Raw genomic sequence first — 18,251 nt, forward strand, 5'->3', positions numbered from 1 at the left:
TCCTAAAAAAAGATTTCTCGATTTAAAACTTCAAACTGCCTGGGGTGCATGATGATGCGAATTAGAACTAGTTTTAGCAGCCATATCTTCCGCAGTGTTTACCTTTTGGCTTAAACGTTGATAAGGGCGGCGCAAACTTCCTGTTTCTACTTCCCAAATGTAACCAGTAACTACAACATCTTGAGGAATTAGCGGCGAACTTTGCAATAATTCTACCTGTTTTAAGCAAACTTCATCCACATCAGTAAAAGTTTTGATCCATTTGGAAAATACCCCTTTCGGTAATTTTAATTGCGGTAAAGCTGGATCGATCGAAACTTCATCTATATTAATCCCTCTTTTGAGCAGAATCTCACTTAATAAATCTCCAGAAGCCGTCATCATGCCGCATTCGGTATGGTTAATTATAATGATTTCTTTTGTACCAAAAAACTGAGTAGTTAACATTGCGGAACGAATCGCATCATCAGTCACTAATCCCCCAGCATTACGGAAAATATGAGCATCGCCTTCTGCAATTCCTAACGCTTTTTCTACAGATAAACGCTCATCCATACAAGCTAATACCCACAAACGTTTGTTGTTGGGAATTCCTAATTGTCTTCGCAATGCCCAAGCTTCTTTTTCGGTTAGTTTTTGGTCTATTTGTTGGTGTAACATTTTAAAATCTCCAAAAAGTTAATCAACTGTAGCTGTCGTTTTTTCTTTTAACTGCTGCTTGGGAAATTTCTCGTTAGCAACAATTTCCCCAAACGGACTTAAAATTAGTTCTTGTTCAGCATTAGGTAAGTTTTCTAACGGCAAACGCGGAAATAATAATTCTGCGACTCGGTAAGCTTCTTCTAAATGAGGATATCCAGAAAAAATAAAAGTATCAATTCCTAAATTTCTATATTCCAACATTCGCGCCGCAACTGTATCTGGATCGCCAATTAAAGCAGTTCCCGCCCCACCTCTGACTAAACCAACACCAGCCCAAAGATTTGGACTAATTTCTAATGCTTCACGACTACTATTATGTAGTTGTGCCATGCGTTTTTGTCCTTCGGAATCCATACGGGAAAAAGCTTTTTGGGCAGTAGCGATCGCATCGTCATCCACATATTTAATCAACTGATTAGCTGCTGACCAAGCTTCACTTTCTGTTTCTCGTACAATGATGTGCAAACGGATGCCAAATTTTAATGTTCTTTCTTCCGCCTCTGCCAATCTCTTAACAGCAGCAATTTTTTCTGCTACTTGTGCAGGCGGTTCGCCCCAAGTTAAATAAACATCAACGTGCTTGGCAGCAATTTCTTGGGCAATGGGAGAAGAACCGCCAAACCATAAGGGCGGATAAGGTTTTTGTACTGGCGGGAACAAGATTTTACCGCGTTGAATATCTAAATAATCGCCTTGAAAATTTGTTTCTTCCCCAGCTACAATTTGCCGCCAAACTGTTAAAAATTCATCAGTTAATTTGTAACGATCGTCATGGCTTAAATGCAAACCATCTCCCGCTGATTCTACAGGATCGCCGCCTGTTACAACATTAATTAATAACCGTCCGTTGGAAATGCGATCGAACGTTGCTGCCATTCTCGCCGCCACTCCAGGCGACATCAACCCCGGACGTATTGCCACCAAAAAACGCATTTTTGAGGTGTGCGTTACTAAGCTAGATGCCAAAACCCAAGCATCCTCACAAGAACGACCTGTGGGTAACAGAGCCCCAGTGTAACCTAAATTATCAACAGCTTGAGCAATTTGACGCAAGTAAGGAAAGTTAACTGCCCGTCCGCCAATAGATGTTGCTAAATAACGACCATCCCCATGTGTAGGGATAAACCAAAGAACTTGCATCAGCGAAATCCTCCTTTTTTTCTGATGTTTGTATAGACTTGGCAGACGTGCAGACAACTACCAAACAACTAGAACATAGCCAATGCCAAACATAAAATACTGTAATTCAATCGATTTACGTGCCTTTATGTCTTAGACTAGCAGTATGTCACACTCACCATCACCAAACAAGTTCTTTTTATACAAAATCTGTAACTCAATCAAAATTACAGAATTACAGCAGTTCTACTCAATGCTAGGAAAGTTTTCTATCTATATTATTGGAAAAATTTATTAAGAAGCCATGATTTTTTTCCAAAAGTTCCTTGCATTTTCTTGCTAACCATGAAATGCTAATAATTATATAGCTCGGTAATCCTACCAAATTGCCGTAGTTTAAATAAATTAAGCTAACAACTGAGCAAACAGCTAGGAGTAGCCTGATGAACTTGAAATTGCTACAATCCAGGCTGAAAAAGCCAAGGATTTTTGGACTTTTTGTGGCATTAGTAGCTAGCTTAGTTACTATACCTTTGTGGTCATTTTCACCTCTGGTAGCCAGTTCTCCTTCATCTATTCAATTCGTTTCACCACAATGGGTAACAGCTAATGCCAAAGATCCAAACTTGCGAGTTTTAGATGTAAGAAATTTGCCTCTAGATTATATTGCTGGACATCTTCCCAATGCAGTAAACATTGCTGACAATGCCTTTCGTGGGCCGAATGGGTTTCTACCTGTGCAATATTGGGATGAGAATAAATTAGGCAGTATATTCTCAAAATCTGGGATATCTAATAATAGCAAAGTGCTGGTATATTCTGACGGTCGGGATATTCTAGGTGCAACGATGGTGGCATATTTGCTAGAACGTTCCGGTGTTAAGGATATTGCAGTTTTAGATGGTGGATATGCAGGTTATAAAAGTTCTAGTCAGTCAGTGACAAAAGAATTTCCTCGCTATTCTACTGGTCAATTTACTGTACGAGATAATCCATCAATTCGGGTGAGTTTAGCACAAGTTAAGGAGTTAATTGGTAAACCTGGAGTGGTGTTTATTGATCCAAGACCGGGCGATTTATTCCGAGGAGAGAAAGATATTTGGGTGCGTAATGGTCATATTCCTGGCGCTCGTAACATTCCTTGGCCTACATTTACAGAAGCAGAAAATGCCCAAGAAGCTTTAAAGAACCCACATAAATTAAAGCCATTGGATGAGATTCGCAAACTGTTAGCAGAAAGAGGAATTAAGCCTTCTGATGATATAATTGTAACTTGCAGTACAGGAAGGGAAGCAACTTTGCAATATATTGTCCTGAAGCATTTGTTAGGTTATCCCAAAGTTCGGATTTATGAAGGTTCTTGGACAGAGTACAGTACAACAAATTTACCTGTAGCAACGGGCCCGGAAAAAGTAGCACAAACGCAGTAATTGCAAAGAAAATTGATGATGAAATTTAAAGTAGTTTGGGGAATTACTCTGTTGTTGAGTTTGGGTGTGCTAACAACGATCGCACTCACATCCAAAAATGACGAACACTTAATTAGTTGCACCACTTCTTCCGATCCTCCGCCAAAAACTTCTTCTGGAAATCAGGATAAAAAAGGGTGACAGGGGACTAGGGACTGGGGATTAGGAGAGTTTGGGATGAAAAACTTTTCTGATTCCCTTGTTTGCTGAATAATTAACTGAGATGTCTAGTAACTTATGAGTAGTACTACGAATTCTTCTAACGGCAGTATCATTTCTATGACGACGCGACCACAAAAGTTAATTGTGTTAATCGCGTTATTTTTATTATGTATGGGAGCGATCGCTTTAAGTAATTATGGTTGGCGACAAAGTGTATTGTTTTTGATTGGTGGACTTTTAGGAGTGACTTTGTATCATTCTAGTTTTGGGTTTACTTCTGCATACCGCAAGTTGTTAGTTAATCATGATGTGCAGGGAATGTATGCTCAATTAGTCATGTTAGCGATCGCCACTATTTTATTTGCGCCAATTTTAGGAAGTGGTTCCATTTTTGGGCAAGAAGTTAGAGGTGCATTAGCTCCAGTAGGTGTACAAGGAGCGATCGGCGCTCTATTATTTGGGATTGGAATGCAATTAGGAGGAGCCTGTGGTTGTGGTACGCTCTACACCATTGGCGGTGGTAGTTTAGCCATGCTACTAACACTAATTACTTTTTGCATTGGGGCATTTGGGGCAAGTTTAACTCGGCAACTTTGGTCAACTCTTCCCGCATCATCTCCAATTTCTCTTGGTCAAACAATTGGCTGGATACCAGCAGTTTTATTACAATTAATAACTTTTTTACTGCTTGTAAAAATACTGCAATGGTGGAGTCGTAAAAAGGTTATAAATTCGGATAAATTGCAATTCAATTTCTTAAATTTAAACCACCGAAAATCTTCATTTATTTATGGCCCTTGGTCATTGTTCACAGGTGCAGTTGCGCTGGCTGTACTGAATTGGTTAACATTAATTATCTCTGGACAACCCTGGCGAATTACTTGGGGCTTCGCACTTTGGGCAGCACAAATTGCTACTTGGTTAGGCTGGAATTCTACCTCAAGTCCTTTCTGGAATAGTGGCGCAGGAAAACAAGCGCTTAGTCAAAGTTTGTTGGCAGATGTTAGTTCTGTGATGAATATTGGTATTGTGTTGGGAGCAGTTTTAGCAGCAGCTTTAGCAGGGAAATTAGTTCCCAAATTTTCGCCTTCAGTTGGGGCGATCGCACTTACCTTAATTGGTGGTTTAATCATGGGCTATGGTGCATTTCTTGGCTATGGTTGCAATGTTAGTGCTTTCTTTGGTGGTATTGCTTCCACAAGTTTGCATGGTTGGGTATGGATTTTTTGTGCTTTGGTGGGAACTGCGATCGGTCTACGTCTGCGTTCTCTATTTCAATTAACCAAGTAACTCATCATTTTCCGGCTCTTTTCTAATTAAAACTACCAGGCAAAGACAACTAAAAAACAGCTTGGTAAAATTCAATGCTTGACTATCTAAAACAATAAAAATACCTATTCCCATCAGGGAGAAAGCTACAAAATTACTACTATACGAATTTAGTAAATTACCAATAGTTAAATTATCTGTTAGCTTTTGGGCTGTATAGCACCAAACTCCTACTAAACAATAAAATATGCTGAAAATTACTAACAGGTTTGTGAAAGAACTGTGAGCAAATAAAGGCACATAGACACTAATATTATCTGCTCCGTTAGCCACTGTAAGTGCTGCTACAGTATAAGTTTGAGGAGAGATCAAGCTACTTAGAATAGAATTCACATTTAATTCTGTTGATAATTCTACTTTTGAAAATTCATTTTTTTTATTTAATAGTCGATCGAGACCAAGAATAATAGGAATGAAACCTAATAACCCGATCGCATCCTGGGGAACAACTAACCCGCCTAAAAAGCCAGGTAAACTAGCAATTACTAATATTGTAAAGCCAATGTATTGACCAAAAAGAATCTGCTGGTAGCGAAAAGAGGGGTTTTTCTGAGAAAACAATAACAACAGAATAGCAAAGTCATCTATATTAGTAGCACAGAAGGCTGTTACACCTGTAGTAATCGCTGTTACTAACCCACTCATTGCTACAATTCCTTATTTACTGCCAGATTAATATTAATATTAAAAGGAACTTCTTTCATAAATCAACATGACTAGTATAGGAACAGCTATTACTGAAGGAATCATCGCTTTTGCAGCAACAAATATTGATGATATCATTATTCTGTTACTATTATTCTCACAACTGGGCGAAAATTTTCGGCGGCGAAACATCATTATCGGTCAATATCTTGGTTTTGCGGTTTTAGTTGCTGCTAGTTTACCAGGATATTTCGGTGGTTTGGTAGTAAAGCAGGAATGGATTGGTTTATTGGGATTACTACCTATAGCGATCGGAATTAAGCAATTAATCGATCGCAACAAAGACACTGCACAAGTACAAACTGTGAGTAACGACTTTCAACAAAACTTACCCAGTAACTCACTCATAGCTTTTATTCTTAGTATTTTCAATCCAAAGACTTATCAAGTAGCTGCAATCACAATTGCTAATGGAGGTGACAATATTAGTATTTATATTCCCTTATTTGCTGGTCAAAATCTTAATGATTTACTAGTAATTTTGGGAGTATTTTTTATCATGGTAGGCGTTTGGTGTGGAATTGCTTACTCATTAACTCTGCATCCTAATATTGCTTATTTGTTAAGTCGCTATGGTAAGCCGATCGTACCTTTCGTATTAATTGGGTTGGGTTTATTTATCATGTACGAAAGAGGAACTTTTGAAATTTTGAGATCTACATTCAATTAAGCTTGATTAATCATTTTCCAGCTAACCATTGTTAAAATGCTATAAATAATCAAACGTAGTGCTGGTTGGGGTGTGAGTTTGCAGAGTTTCGCACCAACCAAAACCCCTGGTACTGTACCTAACCAAATTGGCAAAACTAAACCCCAATCAACTGTTCCTAAACCTAAGTGTCCCATTGATGTAAACACTAACAGAATGGAAGCTTGGGAAATATCTGTACCGACCAATTTTTGGGAATCAAGGCGGAAAAAGGTGATTAATGCTAGCGCAAACATTGAACCAGAAGCTACACTAGTCAAGCCAACTAAACAACCTAAAAATGCTCCTATTCCCATTGTTAATAACCGACCAGAATTAGTTGTTAAATCAAATTTGGGTGGAGAAGGTAAATTGACTTGGGGCAAAAAAAGTTTTAATAATGATTGTGTTATTGCGGAACAAGTAACTAACACCATCATAGTGCCAATTAAGCGAAGTAAAATAGTATCTAAATTTAAATCTTCAATTTGTCTGAGTAAATATAAAAGTCCGATTCCAGAAAGTGAACCTGGTACACTTCCCAAAGCTAACCATTTGACTATTTCACAGTCTAAAGTTTTTTGTTGCCAATGTTTAACGCTACCAATTACTTTCATTAAAGTGGCAGCTACGACATCAGAACTAACTGCGATCGCAGGTGGCACTTGAAACAAGAAAATCAACATTGGTGTAATCAACGATGCGCCGCCAATCCCTGTCAATCCCACCAAGATACCTACTATAAAACTCAGTGGTGTTAGTAGTAAATAACTCATATAACTCCCCTACTCAAAATATAACCTCCGAAACTACAGTCGCCGAGAACTTTACCTAATTTTTGCGATCGATTATCTTGCACTAAGACTCGGTTCATTTGCAACTCTCTTCAGCTTATTAAATTAACTCCGTTAATTCGCTCGACTTACCGTATTTTATCGGAAGTATTACCAAAAAGCTATAGATCGTAGTATCTGCCTATACAGAATCGCCCAAAAGCCTCTGTAAATTAGGTAAGCAGCAATTTAGTTCTTAATATTCAATTGAATAATTAATCACTTAAAGTTATTAATTCAACAAATAAGAATGTTTGATTTTATTGGTTTAGCTGCTTTATTACTTAGCTGCGGGAAAGGAAACAGATGATGATTGGGATTGCGATGGCTATTAACTCAAGTTGCTAGTTACCCAAAGTGCGATCGCATTTCGAGAAAAAGACAAAAAGAAGCGCAGCAACCAAGCCTACCTAAGTTACTTATCAGGGAAAGCTCCCACCAGCTTATTAGGTAGAAAAGTGTGGAATTTGTAAGTGTGGCAGGTTTTATATAAAGGCTTTTTTAAAAGTTATAGCCAAAATAAAACAGGTTATTTTTATTAAAAATCCAGAAAAAGTAACGGCATGGATAGATTTAGGAAAAAGACGGGTAATCTCACTAAAAACCGTCTCAATTCGATGTCGAGTAGCTTGTTTGTAAAAGCTTATCCAAGGAGGAGCTGCTCGATGCGAATTCTTTTTTCTTAACGCTTTTAAACCAATTTCGTCAATCAATAAGAGAGCATCTTCTGCCTGATAATCAGTGTAGGCTGAATCGGCATAAATTTCACTTAATGGTGGCAGATTCAGGGGGAGAGCATTTAACCCACGCACATCATTAGCCGCTACGGGGAAGGAGTCTAACAGATATTCTACATCAGAATTTGTTGCTTTGAGAAGCATACCAATTTGATGGAATAGGTCGTACATTAATTCCGATAAAGCGTGTAATCTCCGGCAAAATCTCGACTTATCTAACATTGCGGGAATTAAACCACTTTCTTGCAGATACACTCTAGCATGAGCTTGATTACCATGAAAAAATAAAGCGGCTACCAATGCAGTAGTTAAGACTTCCGCATCACTCATTAGTCGCCTTCTATCATCTTGGTGATTGATCGCTTCCTTGTACGTCATCAGTGATAGCATAAATAGCAATAATTTCGTTAATCATTTCCTCTCACAATTTCTCATTTGAGGGGATTTTATTCTATAGCCGACCCGCTCTGTGAAAAATGCTCAAAAAATCCAAATATGAGAGATAGTGCTGCCTCATCTCAGGGAAGCGATCGCACGACCCGGGAAAGTAACCTTATGTCCGTTGCTATATCTCTGTTACCCGCGTCGTGCGATCGCTCCGGGTAACTAGCAACTTGAGTTACTAGAATCGCCTTCAGTAATTAAGGTTTCACTTTTTATATTAGTTACTTATAGTAAGTAATGCAAGCCTTTATTTCTCTTTGACGAAAAGAGAACACGATGACTGAAGCCACAAAAATCACGACGCTCGATAACGGTCCTTTCCTGGTGGCTGGTTCTGTTTTGCTGACCGATGCTGAGGGCAATCAATTTCATGCTGAACGAGAGACGATCGCGCTTTGCCGCTGCGGAGCCTCCTACGGATGATAACTATATTGATTTTGAAGTTGGCTGTTCCGAAGTTGGATTTACTGGAGAGTATTCTCCAAATTCCCAGCGTAAAGGTGTGGCATTTCGCGTTTCGATTAACTGAGAAATGGTAAATTCGATCAGCCTTTGTGCGCCGGGAAAAGTCGAAAGCAGTTCTGTATCCCACAAAATTACTGCTTGTCCAGTTAATTGTAATGTATGCCCTTGGTCGAAATCAATAAACAGCAAACCAGCTTGCGAATTTTGGGCTAAATTTCCCAGAGTTTGGAACATATTATTACCTGCATAATCTGGAAAAAGTAAAGTTTTAGAATTAATTACTTGCACAAAACCTGGATAGCCTCCTCGATGAGAAGCATCAGCCCCTTGTGTATAATTAGCAGTGGCAATAAAAAAGGTATCTGCTTGATTAATCCAACTTTCATCTGCTGAATTTAAAGCATTTCTTTGGTGAATTTCTGGTGGTGGTAATTCTGCGATCGCACTAGTTTCTAAATAGCGAGTTTGAATATATTTAGGACAGTTGAAAAATGATTGCTGAATTTCCACTTGGAACATCTCTGATAGGTGCATCTTTACGTTCCCATTCAATCTTAATCGCTTCCGGTTGGATAAGTCTATAACTAATAAGCCAATAGCAGAATTTTTCTCCAAATTTTTGTGGAAAATATCTATATAATTAGAAGTGTGTTGAATTTGTATTATTTGGTCATTTAATACTTGAATAAATCCGGGCGATCCTGTTAGCAAAGATGCCCAAATAGTATTATTTGCTGCGATCGTACTGGCGATCGCCATTTGCTGAGTACTAAGAAAACTCAAAGCAGCAGGCTTAACTTTATTACAAATCACTTGTCCAATCCGTTCAGCCTCTTCTCGCACACCTGCACGAGTTTGAACAGCAATTTCTCCAGAATGAAAAGGCATCATTACATTATTAATTATTTGCTACTTACTACATTACAAACAAAAGATTAAAAATAACTGAGATTTCCGTAACTCAAAACACAAAATTTTCCTCTTTATTCTAAAGTCCAGGCATAGTTTCGTAACCAGGCAATTGTTTAATGTGATCGATCCAAGCAAGTATATTTGGGTAAGGCTCCAAAGCAACTTTACCTTCGGGAGCCAGTCCTACATAAGGATAACAAGCGATATCTGCAATGGTAGCAGAATTGCACTCCAACCAATTTCGATCTTGTAGATGAGTATCTATTATTTGCAGCACTTGTTTACCCTTTTGTTGCGCCGTTTCCCAATCAAAATCCATGCCAAAGCGAAAATGAAGTCGGGCAATAAATAAGCTGGTATTAATTTCATTAGCTGCAAATGACAACCACTGCATAACTTTTGCCATTGACTCGGCTTCTAATGGTAGCCAATCTTCCCGTTCGTATTTGCGCGTTAGATAAACCAGAATAGCTTGGGAATCTCGAATTAAAGTATCTCCATCCATTAAAACCGGAACCTGTCCAAGAGGATTGATCTCCAGAAAGTTAGCAGATTTATGTTCACCACTTGCCAAATCAATTAATACTCGTTCATGCTCTATTTGTAGCAATGACAGCATTAACCTAACTTTGTGACAGTTTCCTGACAATTCAGTGTGATATAACTTCATCATTGGCTTTTCATCTTCTATGTTTAAGGGTCATCAGCTAAAATACTGGTTAATATTATCACTGACATCAAGATCAGTTGTGGATCAGTTTAACTTGAATGAAATCGATCTTGTTTATTAAACCTTAAATATGGTATTGCACATCAACAGAAAATCTGGCAAATTAGTTTAAACATAAAAAAAATCTAAACTCTATCTTCCGTAACAATTAGACACAGTTGGTGGAAAAAGATTGTGGTAACACTCAAAGCTTCACAACAAGGTCTTGCATACATTAAAAAAGCTAGAAGCGAGAAAGGGTGGGCTGTTAGTGATTTCCGTTGGATTGAGACAGCCAGCGCATTTTTAGGCGCTTCTTGGGCAGAGGATGGAGTTCTTGCAATAGGCATTTCCGAGGGAACTTGGAAACGCTTCTTAGCTGGGAAATATCCCATCAATGCAGAGGCGTTCAAAGCGTATTGTCAAGTACTTGAGTTGAACTGGGAGGAAGTTGCAGAGGAGCAGGGGAGCAGGGGGGAAGAGGAGTACAGAGACACAGGGGAAGAAGGAAAATCAGTCAATGGAAGGCTTCAGGATTGGGGTGATGCGCCTGATGTTTCGGTGTTTTATGGTCGTGAGGTAGAGTTGAATACGGTTAGGCAGTGGGTGATTGAGGAAAATTGCCGTTTGGTGACGTTGTTGGGAATGGGTGGGATTGGGAAAACGGCGTTATCGGTGAAGTTGGCGAGAGAAATCGCCGAAAGTAGGGAAGTAGAGGAGTATTCAAAATCTAACATTGATTATGTAATTTGGCGATCGCTCCGTAATGCTCCCACTGTGGAAGAGATTTTGACAGAAATTATTCAGTTTCTTTCCCAGGAACAAGAAATTAATTTACCATCGAATTTAGAAGGAAGAATTACCAGATTACTCCATTATTTACGAACTTCACGCTGTTTGCTGATTTTAGATAATGCTGAATCGATTTTACAAGCAGGCGATCGCACGGGGCGTTATCGGACTGGATATGAAGGTTACGGGCAACTTTTGCGTTCGATTGCCGAAACATCACATCAGAGTTGTTTAATTTTAACATCTCGTGAAAAACCGCAGGGATTAGCTAAATTTGAAGGGGAAAGTTTACCAGTGCGCTCGCTGCAATTAAGCGGTTTACCTAAAGGCGTGGGGCGGGAATTATTCAACGTTAAAGGAACATTTACGGCAACAGATACAGAATGGGAAACTTTGATTTCGCGTTATGCGGGAAATCCACTGGCGCTCAAAATTGTTGCCTCTTCTATTCACGATTATTTTGATAATAATATTTCTTACTTTTTAGATACAACTCAACAAAGTGCGTTTTTGTTTGATGATATTCGTGACTTGTTGGCACAACAATTCCAAAGATTAACTGACTTAGAACGCGCAATTATGTATTGGTTGGCGATCGATCGAGAATCTGTCACTTTACCGGAATTACAAGCTGATTTCGTTACAACTATTCCCCCTCGTGAATTTCTGGAATCTTTGAATTCATTACAACGGCGTTCAATTATCGAAAAAAGCAACGCTAGTTTTACTCAGCAACCAGTTGTTATGGAATATGTAACAACTCATTTAATTGAGCAAGTTTGTGCAGAAATCAGCAGCTTAGAAGAAAGCTATGCAACTAATAAAATTTTCATCAATCATGCACTCCTGAAAGCCACTGCTAAAGATTACATCCGAGAAACCCAAGCTAACTTAATCTTGCAACCAATTATTGATGAATTAACTACAACTTTAGGAAGTTCCGAAAATATCTCAATTTGCCTTAGTGAAATTTTGAGCAATTTGCGAGGAAAACCTCCAAAAGAAACTGGATATGCAGCCGGAAATGCAATTAATTTGCTGCATCAGACTGGTGTAGATTTGACAGGTTTTGATTGTTCTGGATTAACTGTTTGGCAAGCTTATTTGCAAGGCGTTACTTTACACAATGTTGACTTTACTAACTCAGATTTATCTCGCTGTATTTTCACAGAAACCTTGGGAAATATTTTATGGGTTGCGTTCAGTTCTGATAGTCAGTTATTAGCCACCTGCGACACTGATTGTAATGTTAGGATTTGGGAAGTTAAATCAGGCAAATTGCTAGTTATTTGTCAGGGTCATAATAACTGGGTGCGCTTCGTGGTGTTTAGTCCAGATGGGAAAACCCTTGCCAGTTGTGGCGCGGACTGTACTGTAAAGCTGTGGAATGTGCAAGATGGTGTTTGCATTAAAACATTTATTGGACATCAACATGAGGTTTTTGCCGTTGCTTATAGCCCGGATGGACAACGCTTGGCAAGTGCGAGTGGCGATCGCACAATCAAACTTTGGGATATCTGCAATGGTCATTGTTTGCAAACACTGACCGGACACACAGACTGGGTACGTTCTGTCGCCTTCAGCCCAGACGGTAAAATCCTGGCTAGTGGTGCAGCAGATCATACCATTAGATTGTGGGAAGTGGGAGATGGGGAACATAGGGGAAAAGATGATAATTTAGAACTCAAAACTCAAAACTCAAAACTTCTAAAAGGGCATACTGGGTGGGTGCGTTCTGTGGCTTTTAGTCCTGATGGGGAAGTTTTGGCGAGTTCTAGTAGCGATCGCACCATCAAGCTTTGGGATTATCAGACAGGAGAATGTCTCAGAACTTACACCGGACATCAAGGTAGTGTCTATTCAATTGCATTCAGTCCCACAGGTGATTTAATTGTCAGCGGCAGTGGCGATCGCACAGTCAAATTCTGGGATTGCTATAGCGATAACTGTGTCAAAACATTGTACGGACAAACCAATGAAGTTTGTTGCGTTGCCTTTAGCTCAGACGAGCAAACTATTGCCTGTGTCAGCTTAGATCAAACCGTGCGATTGTGGGATTACCAAAGTGGACATTGTTTAAAATCTTGGTATGGCAACACCGATTGGGCACTTCCTGTGAGTTTTAGTCCGATCCCCCAATCCCCCCTTACTAAGCAGGGGGGCGCAGGGGGGATCTTGGCTAGTGGCAGTAATGACAAAACCGTAAAGTTGTGGGATTGGCAGACAGGTGATTGTATCCGCAGTTTGTCTGGACATACCGACTTTATCTATGGACTTGCCTTTAATGCAGACGGGCAAATTTTAGCCAGTGCTAGTACTGATTGTGTTGTGAGGCTATGGAAGGTCAATACTGGTCAATGTTTCCAAATTCTCCAAGGTCATGCTGATTGGGTATTTGCTGTTGCCTTTCACCCGGAAAATTTTGCTGTTGTTAGCGGCAGTGCTGATTGTACTTTGAAAGTGTGGAATTGGCAAACTGGTCAATGTTTAAAAACCCTGACCGGACACAGTGATAAAATTTTCGGAATTGCTTTTAGTCCTGATGGACAAATGATAGCGACTGCTAGTGCCGATCAAACAATTCGATTATGGGATTATCACTCAGGCGATTGCATCACGGTACTTGATGGACATACAAATCGTGTTTATTCAGTTGCATTCAGTCCTGATGGAAAGCTTCTGGCTAGTTCTAGTACCGATCGCACTGTCAAATTATGGGACTGGACAACAGAAGTGTGCCTCAAAACCTTTACCGGACATACCAATTGGGTGTTTTTTGTTGCTTTTAGTCCCAATGGACAAACCCTTGCTAGTGCTTCCCACGATCGAACAGTGCGCCGCTGGGATGTTAAAACAGGTCAGTGTATCGATGTTTACACAGGACATTCCCATCTGGTTTCTTCAGTTGCCTTTAGTCCTGATGGAAAAGCGATCGCCAGTGGTTCCCAAGATCAAACTGTGCGGATTTGGAATACTGATACGGGAGAATGCGATCGCATCTTAATTGCTAAACGTCTTTACGAAGGTATGAAGCTGACGGGGGTTAAAGGTTTAACTCCAGCGACGATCGCTACCTTGCAAATGCTAGGTGCGATCGTATAGTCGTTCTTGAAAGTGATGATTCTTCCCTATTTACTGTGCTAAATCATTAAGAAATATCGGCTCTCCCGTACCCTTAACCGAGCAGTATTGAATCCCTCCCAATAAGGTTTTTCTGGATTAAAACCTGGTTACTTGAGAATTGCCTCAAATGCTTCTTTGCTTTCCCACTGACCGTAATTGAACATTCTTGTACCATAAAATAAAGGTAATGCTCTTATCACTATTTAAATGCTTAACAGCTTAACTTCGCCAATTTACACTAAGCATAATTTTCTCCTAATTTTCTTTCGATCGCTTGAATAACTCTTTGATACTCCTCTTGCACATTTAAACGGTCTTGCTCCTCAAATAACCCTGACTGACTACCTCGAAAAACCATTTCTGCCTGCTTATATAGATGAGATTTGTATTTAGGATTTTCCGTGTAACTGGCAATGATAGCTATTGATTCCAATAACTTCAAATTGACAGCTAAATCTGATTTTCCATAAATTCTAATTTGATTAAAAGCGTTATCAATTAATTCAGTAAAACTTACAGTTTCGGTAATTAATCGCAAATTCTTTTCTTTGTCATAACGGTAAGGTGAGGGAAATTTCCTTTGGGAAAGATGGCATAGTCCATCGGTGATGTGTTCAATACAACGAATGGCAGTAAAAGGGTCATTAATCCCTGGAGAAAGGGCACGCATGGCAATTTCTACTAATTGCTCGATCGGAAATCCAATATCTTGTTGTTCTGTGCGTTCTTTACCTAAAATAAATACTTTACCTATTTCTTTGATAACTTTTTTATTTACCCTTTGAGCGGGGTAACTCATTACTAATGTTTTACCTTTAATAATAAATTTTCCCGGTCGAAATTCCAGGCGTAACAACAAATCATACTTACAAGCTATTTTCATTAATTGTTCATCATCAATAACTTGTAAATAACCTGTTTGAGAAGCTGGAATTGAGTAAGCTGCGGCAGCAAAATTTTCAGGAATTTCGGCAACTGCTCTTTCCTGTTTGTCTTTACCATGTCCAATTTTCTCAGGGTATAAATTCTCGATCGCTCTATGCAAATCCACGCTCACGCTCTTAATTACATGAGATGCTTGAATAATAGTTGAAGCATGATGAATGAAGAAAATTAGGACAGCAATGCTGGCGATCGCTAATAAAATTCCCACTGTGACTGAAAATTCTGGTACAAATAACTCGTAATCTTCTCCTCTTACTGTTCGCAGAATCAGCAAACAGTAAATAAATGTACCAATAAATGTCCCTAAAACGATCTGATTTCCCGTATCCTGCATAAAATTTCGGAGCAGTCGTGGGCCAAAGTTAGCAGATGCTAATTGTAGCGCCACAATCGTAATAGAAAATGCTGTAGCTGCCACACTTACCATCGAACCTGCGATCGCCGAAAGTAGCGATCGCGCCCCCTCTGGCCCACCTGTATAAATCCAACTCCATCGCTCCATCTTTACCTTATCTGTCTGGTCAAGGGTGAGGGTAGTAAAAGCTAAAATAATTCCCCCTAAAACCATTACTGACGGTAAAAACCAGTAGCTAGAATGGAGCGAATCCCACATTTTTGCTAGCTTAACATTTTTCATGATTTATTATTAAATGAAGATTAACCATTGCTATCTTTTTTTGCTTGTAATTCAACTAATTTTCGCAAAGAACCGCCTATACTGCGAGGTTTTGGAGCTTCCTTTTTGCCAACAGGCCAACCTTCTCGTTGACGGATGCGATCGCCATCTGTCTCCTCTGTTTGGTCATGAAATAGAATTTGTTGGGTGGGAAATGGTAGATCGACACCATTAGCAGTCAGCTTATTTTTAATCTCAGTTAAAACTTTATCTTGCAAATCTAAAGCATCAGATCTTCGCGGAGGTTGAATCCACCAACGAGCACGAATATTCACAGTACTTTCAGCTAAATCTACTACAATTGCATCCGGTGCAGGTTCTCTTAAAACTTCTGGAATTTCGTACATTGCTTCTAGAATTAATTGCCTAGCTCGTTCAATATCATCACCATAACCAATGCCAATATCGTATTGTAACCTCCGGTTTTCAAAAGCAGTATTAACTGTTACTGAATTAGTAAAAAGTTCGGAATTTGGAATTACTATGCGTCGTCCATCATAAGTTCTAATTGTTGTCGCTCTGGTTTCAATATGTTCAACAGTTCCCTCAAAATCCTTAAATACAATTTGGTCATTGATTTGAAATGGTTCGGTTAACAAAATCAAAATTCCTGCTAGAAAGTTTTGCAAAATATCCCGAAAAGCAAAACCGATCGCTACCCCACTAATTCCTAATAATTGCACCAAATCATTAGCTTTTATCGAAGGAATCACAATTGATAGAGCCACAAATAGCCCCACCAAAACTATAGCTCCCTGAGCTAATCTTCCTAGCACTAATCCTAAATTCCGTGCTTGGCGACGGTTGCGTGTTAATCTTCTAACTATTCTTTTAACTGCTCTACCAATAAAGAAAAAGATGAAAAAGACGATTACTGCGATCGCCAGATTAGGTAACAGAGCTAAGAAATCATTCATCATGCTCTGCAACTGTTGCCAAACTGCCGATATTTTTATATTCATTGCACTTCCTAACTCATCAATTATTACTTGATGTTATAAGTAAAAGCGCAAGTTAAAAATCTACCATAAGTTCAGTTATTCAATGTGCAAAAGTTTATGCTTTGGAGTAGCAGTGCATTAACTACGTTTTGGTGATTCAAGTACGCTGACATCAATTAGTGGTGTAATGTTAAATCCTTGTTGAAGTAACCGATTTTGAATAGCATTAGTAAGACGTTGGCGGATTTCTCGATCGGATACAGTCACACCTGATTTGCGTTGCACATAAACCACGCCGAGTAGTGTATTTTGCCTTTGAATACTAGGGCGAGTAAAGCGAACATTGGCTTCAATTAATTCTGCTAAATTACTTTCATTAACAGCTTTTTGGATTTGAGCAGTTGCACGTTGAGAACGAGTAGAACGCTGAAGTTCTGGAGAACTCCATAACTGCCAAGTTAATAAACCTATCAGTCCTACTATTGTGATTGCGACAGAAGATGGAAATAACCATTTCTTACCACGTTGATAGCGCACTCCTTGAGCAGATAAACCATAGATGCGGAAAATAATTGCAGCTGACAAATTAATGCCGACAAGTTGCAGAAGTAATAGAAAAATCCCATTAATACTCATATCCCATCTACCTATAGCACCTGCCATGCCTACTAATCCCGCTGGTGGGGCGAGGGAAGCTGCAACTAACATCCCAGTAGCAGCACCAGATACTAAACTACTTCTTTCTGATTGCATTAGGTTGAGAGCACCCGCTACTCCTGCTGCTAGAGGTAGTAATACTGCTACTGCTGATATTTGGCTATTTTGTACCATTAAACTGGTCGGAATTTCTTGTTGAAAAATTAGGCTGAGTGCCGCAGCTACTAAAATAGTTACTAACAAAGCGACAAAGTAGCGCAGTAAAGACCGCTTGAGCAATTTTTTGTCACCTTTAGCAGTAGCGATCGCCACATTCATTGCAGGCCCAGCAAAGGGTGCAATTAGCATCGCCGCAACTAACAAATAAGTTGTACTTGTATATAAACCAATCCAAACCACAACACCCGCTGTCGCTGCATATCCTAAAAAGCCACGCCAAGAACCAATACTCTGCAACCCACCAATGAACACTTCAATTGGGCTACGTTCCTGTACATTTGTTACTTGTTCCGGTGTTTCGGAAGCTGGGGGTTTAAGAGCAATTACACCATGAGGAAACATAGTAACGTGCAAGTTATCTATTTCTTCTAACTTGCCTAGCAGTTCCTCCACTCTCTGATTAGAGACATGAACGATAACTACATCAATGAGTTGATCGCCGCTATTTGCTTCCAATTGAGCCAGGTTTGTTCCTTTACAATCTTTAGCAATATTAAGGACATTTTTGCCGCAACCACGCGGGACTTGTACTATTAATTGGCGCATTTTATTTTACCTTCTTTTGTATTTATTTCACATATCACAAAGTATTTATCTCTCTAGCTAGAGGAGTATTTAATTATT

The 18,251-nt window shown here is 39.3% G+C and carries 15 protein-coding genes and 1 pseudogene; 6 read left to right on the top strand and 10 right to left on the bottom strand.

The window, feature by feature from the left end; translation table 11 throughout:
* Positions 1-30: 30 nt before the first annotated feature.
* Entirely contained in the window at positions 31-660 is a 630-nt protein-coding gene (locus ACE1CA_RS14170; RefSeq protein WP_413275882.1) for a beta-class carbonic anhydrase, read from the bottom strand.
* 18 nt (positions 661-678) lie between these two features.
* Positions 679-1,842 (bottom strand): FMNH2-dependent alkanesulfonate monooxygenase, encoded by a 1,164-nt coding sequence (gene ssuD / locus ACE1CA_RS14175; RefSeq protein WP_413275883.1) that lies wholly within the window; start codon positions 1,840-1,842, stop codon positions 679-681.
* Between the two features lie 422 nt (positions 1,843-2,264).
* Here ssuD and ACE1CA_RS14180 point away from each other — a divergent pair, with 422 nt between their 5' ends.
* From ACE1CA_RS14180 to ACE1CA_RS14190, 3 genes are all read left to right on the top strand, one after another.
* The gene (locus ACE1CA_RS14180) at positions 2,265-3,251 is read left to right on the top strand and encodes a sulfurtransferase (protein WP_413275884.1); all 987 of its coding nucleotides are present in this window, start codon (positions 2,265-2,267) and stop codon (positions 3,249-3,251) included.
* Between the two features lie 15 nt (positions 3,252-3,266).
* Positions 3,267-3,431: a hypothetical protein gene (locus tag ACE1CA_RS14185; RefSeq protein WP_413275885.1), complete on the top strand. Its 165-nt coding sequence runs from the start codon at positions 3,267-3,269 to the stop codon at positions 3,429-3,431.
* A gap of 96 nt (positions 3,432-3,527) precedes the next feature.
* A complete protein-coding gene (locus ACE1CA_RS14190; RefSeq protein ID WP_413275886.1) occupies positions 3,528-4,742 on the top strand; it encodes a YeeE/YedE family protein in 1,215 nt (404 codons plus the stop codon).
* Here the strand turns inward: ACE1CA_RS14190 and ACE1CA_RS14195 are convergent.
* Positions 4,731-5,426, bottom strand: coding sequence for a cadmium resistance transporter (locus ACE1CA_RS14195; protein WP_413275887.1), 696 nt, complete (start codon positions 5,424-5,426; stop codon positions 4,731-4,733). The genes ACE1CA_RS14190 and ACE1CA_RS14195 overlap by 12 nt on opposite strands.
* A gap of 67 nt (positions 5,427-5,493) precedes the next feature.
* Between ACE1CA_RS14195 and ACE1CA_RS14200 the strand changes: the two genes are divergently transcribed.
* A complete protein-coding gene (locus ACE1CA_RS14200) occupies positions 5,494-6,156 on the top strand; it encodes a cadmium resistance transporter (protein WP_413275888.1) in 663 nt (220 codons plus the stop codon).
* On the opposite strand, the gene ACE1CA_RS14205 is transcribed toward ACE1CA_RS14200, so the two are convergent.
* Both ACE1CA_RS14205 and ACE1CA_RS14210 read right to left on the bottom strand, forming a co-directional pair.
* Positions 6,153-6,950: a sulfite exporter TauE/SafE family protein gene (locus tag ACE1CA_RS14205; protein ID WP_413275889.1), complete on the bottom strand. Its 798-nt coding sequence runs from the start codon at positions 6,948-6,950 to the stop codon at positions 6,153-6,155. The two genes, ACE1CA_RS14200 and ACE1CA_RS14205, sit on opposite strands and share 4 nt — an antisense overlap.
* A gap of 542 nt (positions 6,951-7,492) precedes the next feature.
* Positions 7,493-8,159, bottom strand: a pseudogene (locus ACE1CA_RS14210) (transposase family protein).
* 305 nt (positions 8,160-8,464) lie between these two features.
* On the opposite strand from ACE1CA_RS14210, the gene ACE1CA_RS14215 reads away from it, so the two are divergent.
* Positions 8,465-8,611: a CDGSH iron-sulfur domain-containing protein gene (locus tag ACE1CA_RS14215; RefSeq protein ID WP_413275519.1), complete on the top strand. Its 147-nt coding sequence runs from the start codon at positions 8,465-8,467 to the stop codon at positions 8,609-8,611.
* A 3-nt stretch (positions 8,612-8,614) separates the two neighbouring features.
* Here ACE1CA_RS14215 and ACE1CA_RS14220 read toward each other — a convergent pair whose 3' ends face one another.
* Together ACE1CA_RS14220 and ACE1CA_RS14225 are read right to left on the bottom strand one after the other, a co-directional pair.
* The gene (locus tag ACE1CA_RS14220; protein WP_413275518.1) at positions 8,615-9,544 is read right to left on the bottom strand and encodes a pyridoxamine 5'-phosphate oxidase family protein; all 930 of its coding nucleotides are present in this window, start codon (positions 9,542-9,544) and stop codon (positions 8,615-8,617) included.
* Positions 9,545-9,641: 97 nt separating this feature from the next.
* Positions 9,642-10,238 carry a glutathione S-transferase family protein gene (locus ACE1CA_RS14225; RefSeq protein WP_413275517.1) on the bottom strand — a complete coding sequence of 199 codons (597 nt, stop codon included), beginning with the start codon at positions 10,236-10,238 and terminating at the stop codon, positions 9,642-9,644.
* 231 nt (positions 10,239-10,469) lie between these two features.
* Between ACE1CA_RS14225 and ACE1CA_RS14230 the strand changes: the two genes are divergently transcribed.
* Positions 10,470-14,168 carry an NB-ARC domain-containing protein gene (locus ACE1CA_RS14230; protein ID WP_413275516.1) on the top strand — a complete coding sequence of 1,233 codons (3,699 nt, stop codon included), beginning with the start codon at positions 10,470-10,472 and terminating at the stop codon, positions 14,166-14,168.
* A 259-nt stretch (positions 14,169-14,427) separates the two neighbouring features.
* On the opposite strand, the gene ACE1CA_RS14235 is transcribed toward ACE1CA_RS14230, so the two are convergent.
* The 3 genes from ACE1CA_RS14235 to ACE1CA_RS14245 all read right to left on the bottom strand — a co-directional run bounded on the left by ACE1CA_RS14235 (position 14,428) and on the right by ACE1CA_RS14245 (position 18,173).
* Positions 14,428-15,771, bottom strand: a complete 1,344-nt coding sequence (locus ACE1CA_RS14235; protein WP_413275515.1) for a DUF2254 domain-containing protein — start codon at positions 15,769-15,771, stop codon at positions 14,428-14,430.
* Between the two features lie 20 nt (positions 15,772-15,791).
* The gene (locus tag ACE1CA_RS14240) at positions 15,792-16,772 is read right to left on the bottom strand and encodes a mechanosensitive ion channel family protein (RefSeq protein ID WP_413275514.1); all 981 of its coding nucleotides are present in this window, start codon (positions 16,770-16,772) and stop codon (positions 15,792-15,794) included.
* A 117-nt stretch (positions 16,773-16,889) separates the two neighbouring features.
* Positions 16,890-18,173: a DUF389 domain-containing protein gene (locus tag ACE1CA_RS14245; RefSeq protein ID WP_413275513.1), complete on the bottom strand. Its 1,284-nt coding sequence runs from the start codon at positions 18,171-18,173 to the stop codon at positions 16,890-16,892.
* Positions 18,174-18,251: the final 78 nt, after the last annotated feature.

The organism is Floridaenema evergladense BLCC-F167, assembly GCF_041929205.2.
GTDB classification, from domain to species: domain Bacteria; phylum Cyanobacteriota; class Cyanobacteriia; order Cyanobacteriales; family Aerosakkonemataceae; genus Floridanema; species Floridanema evergladense.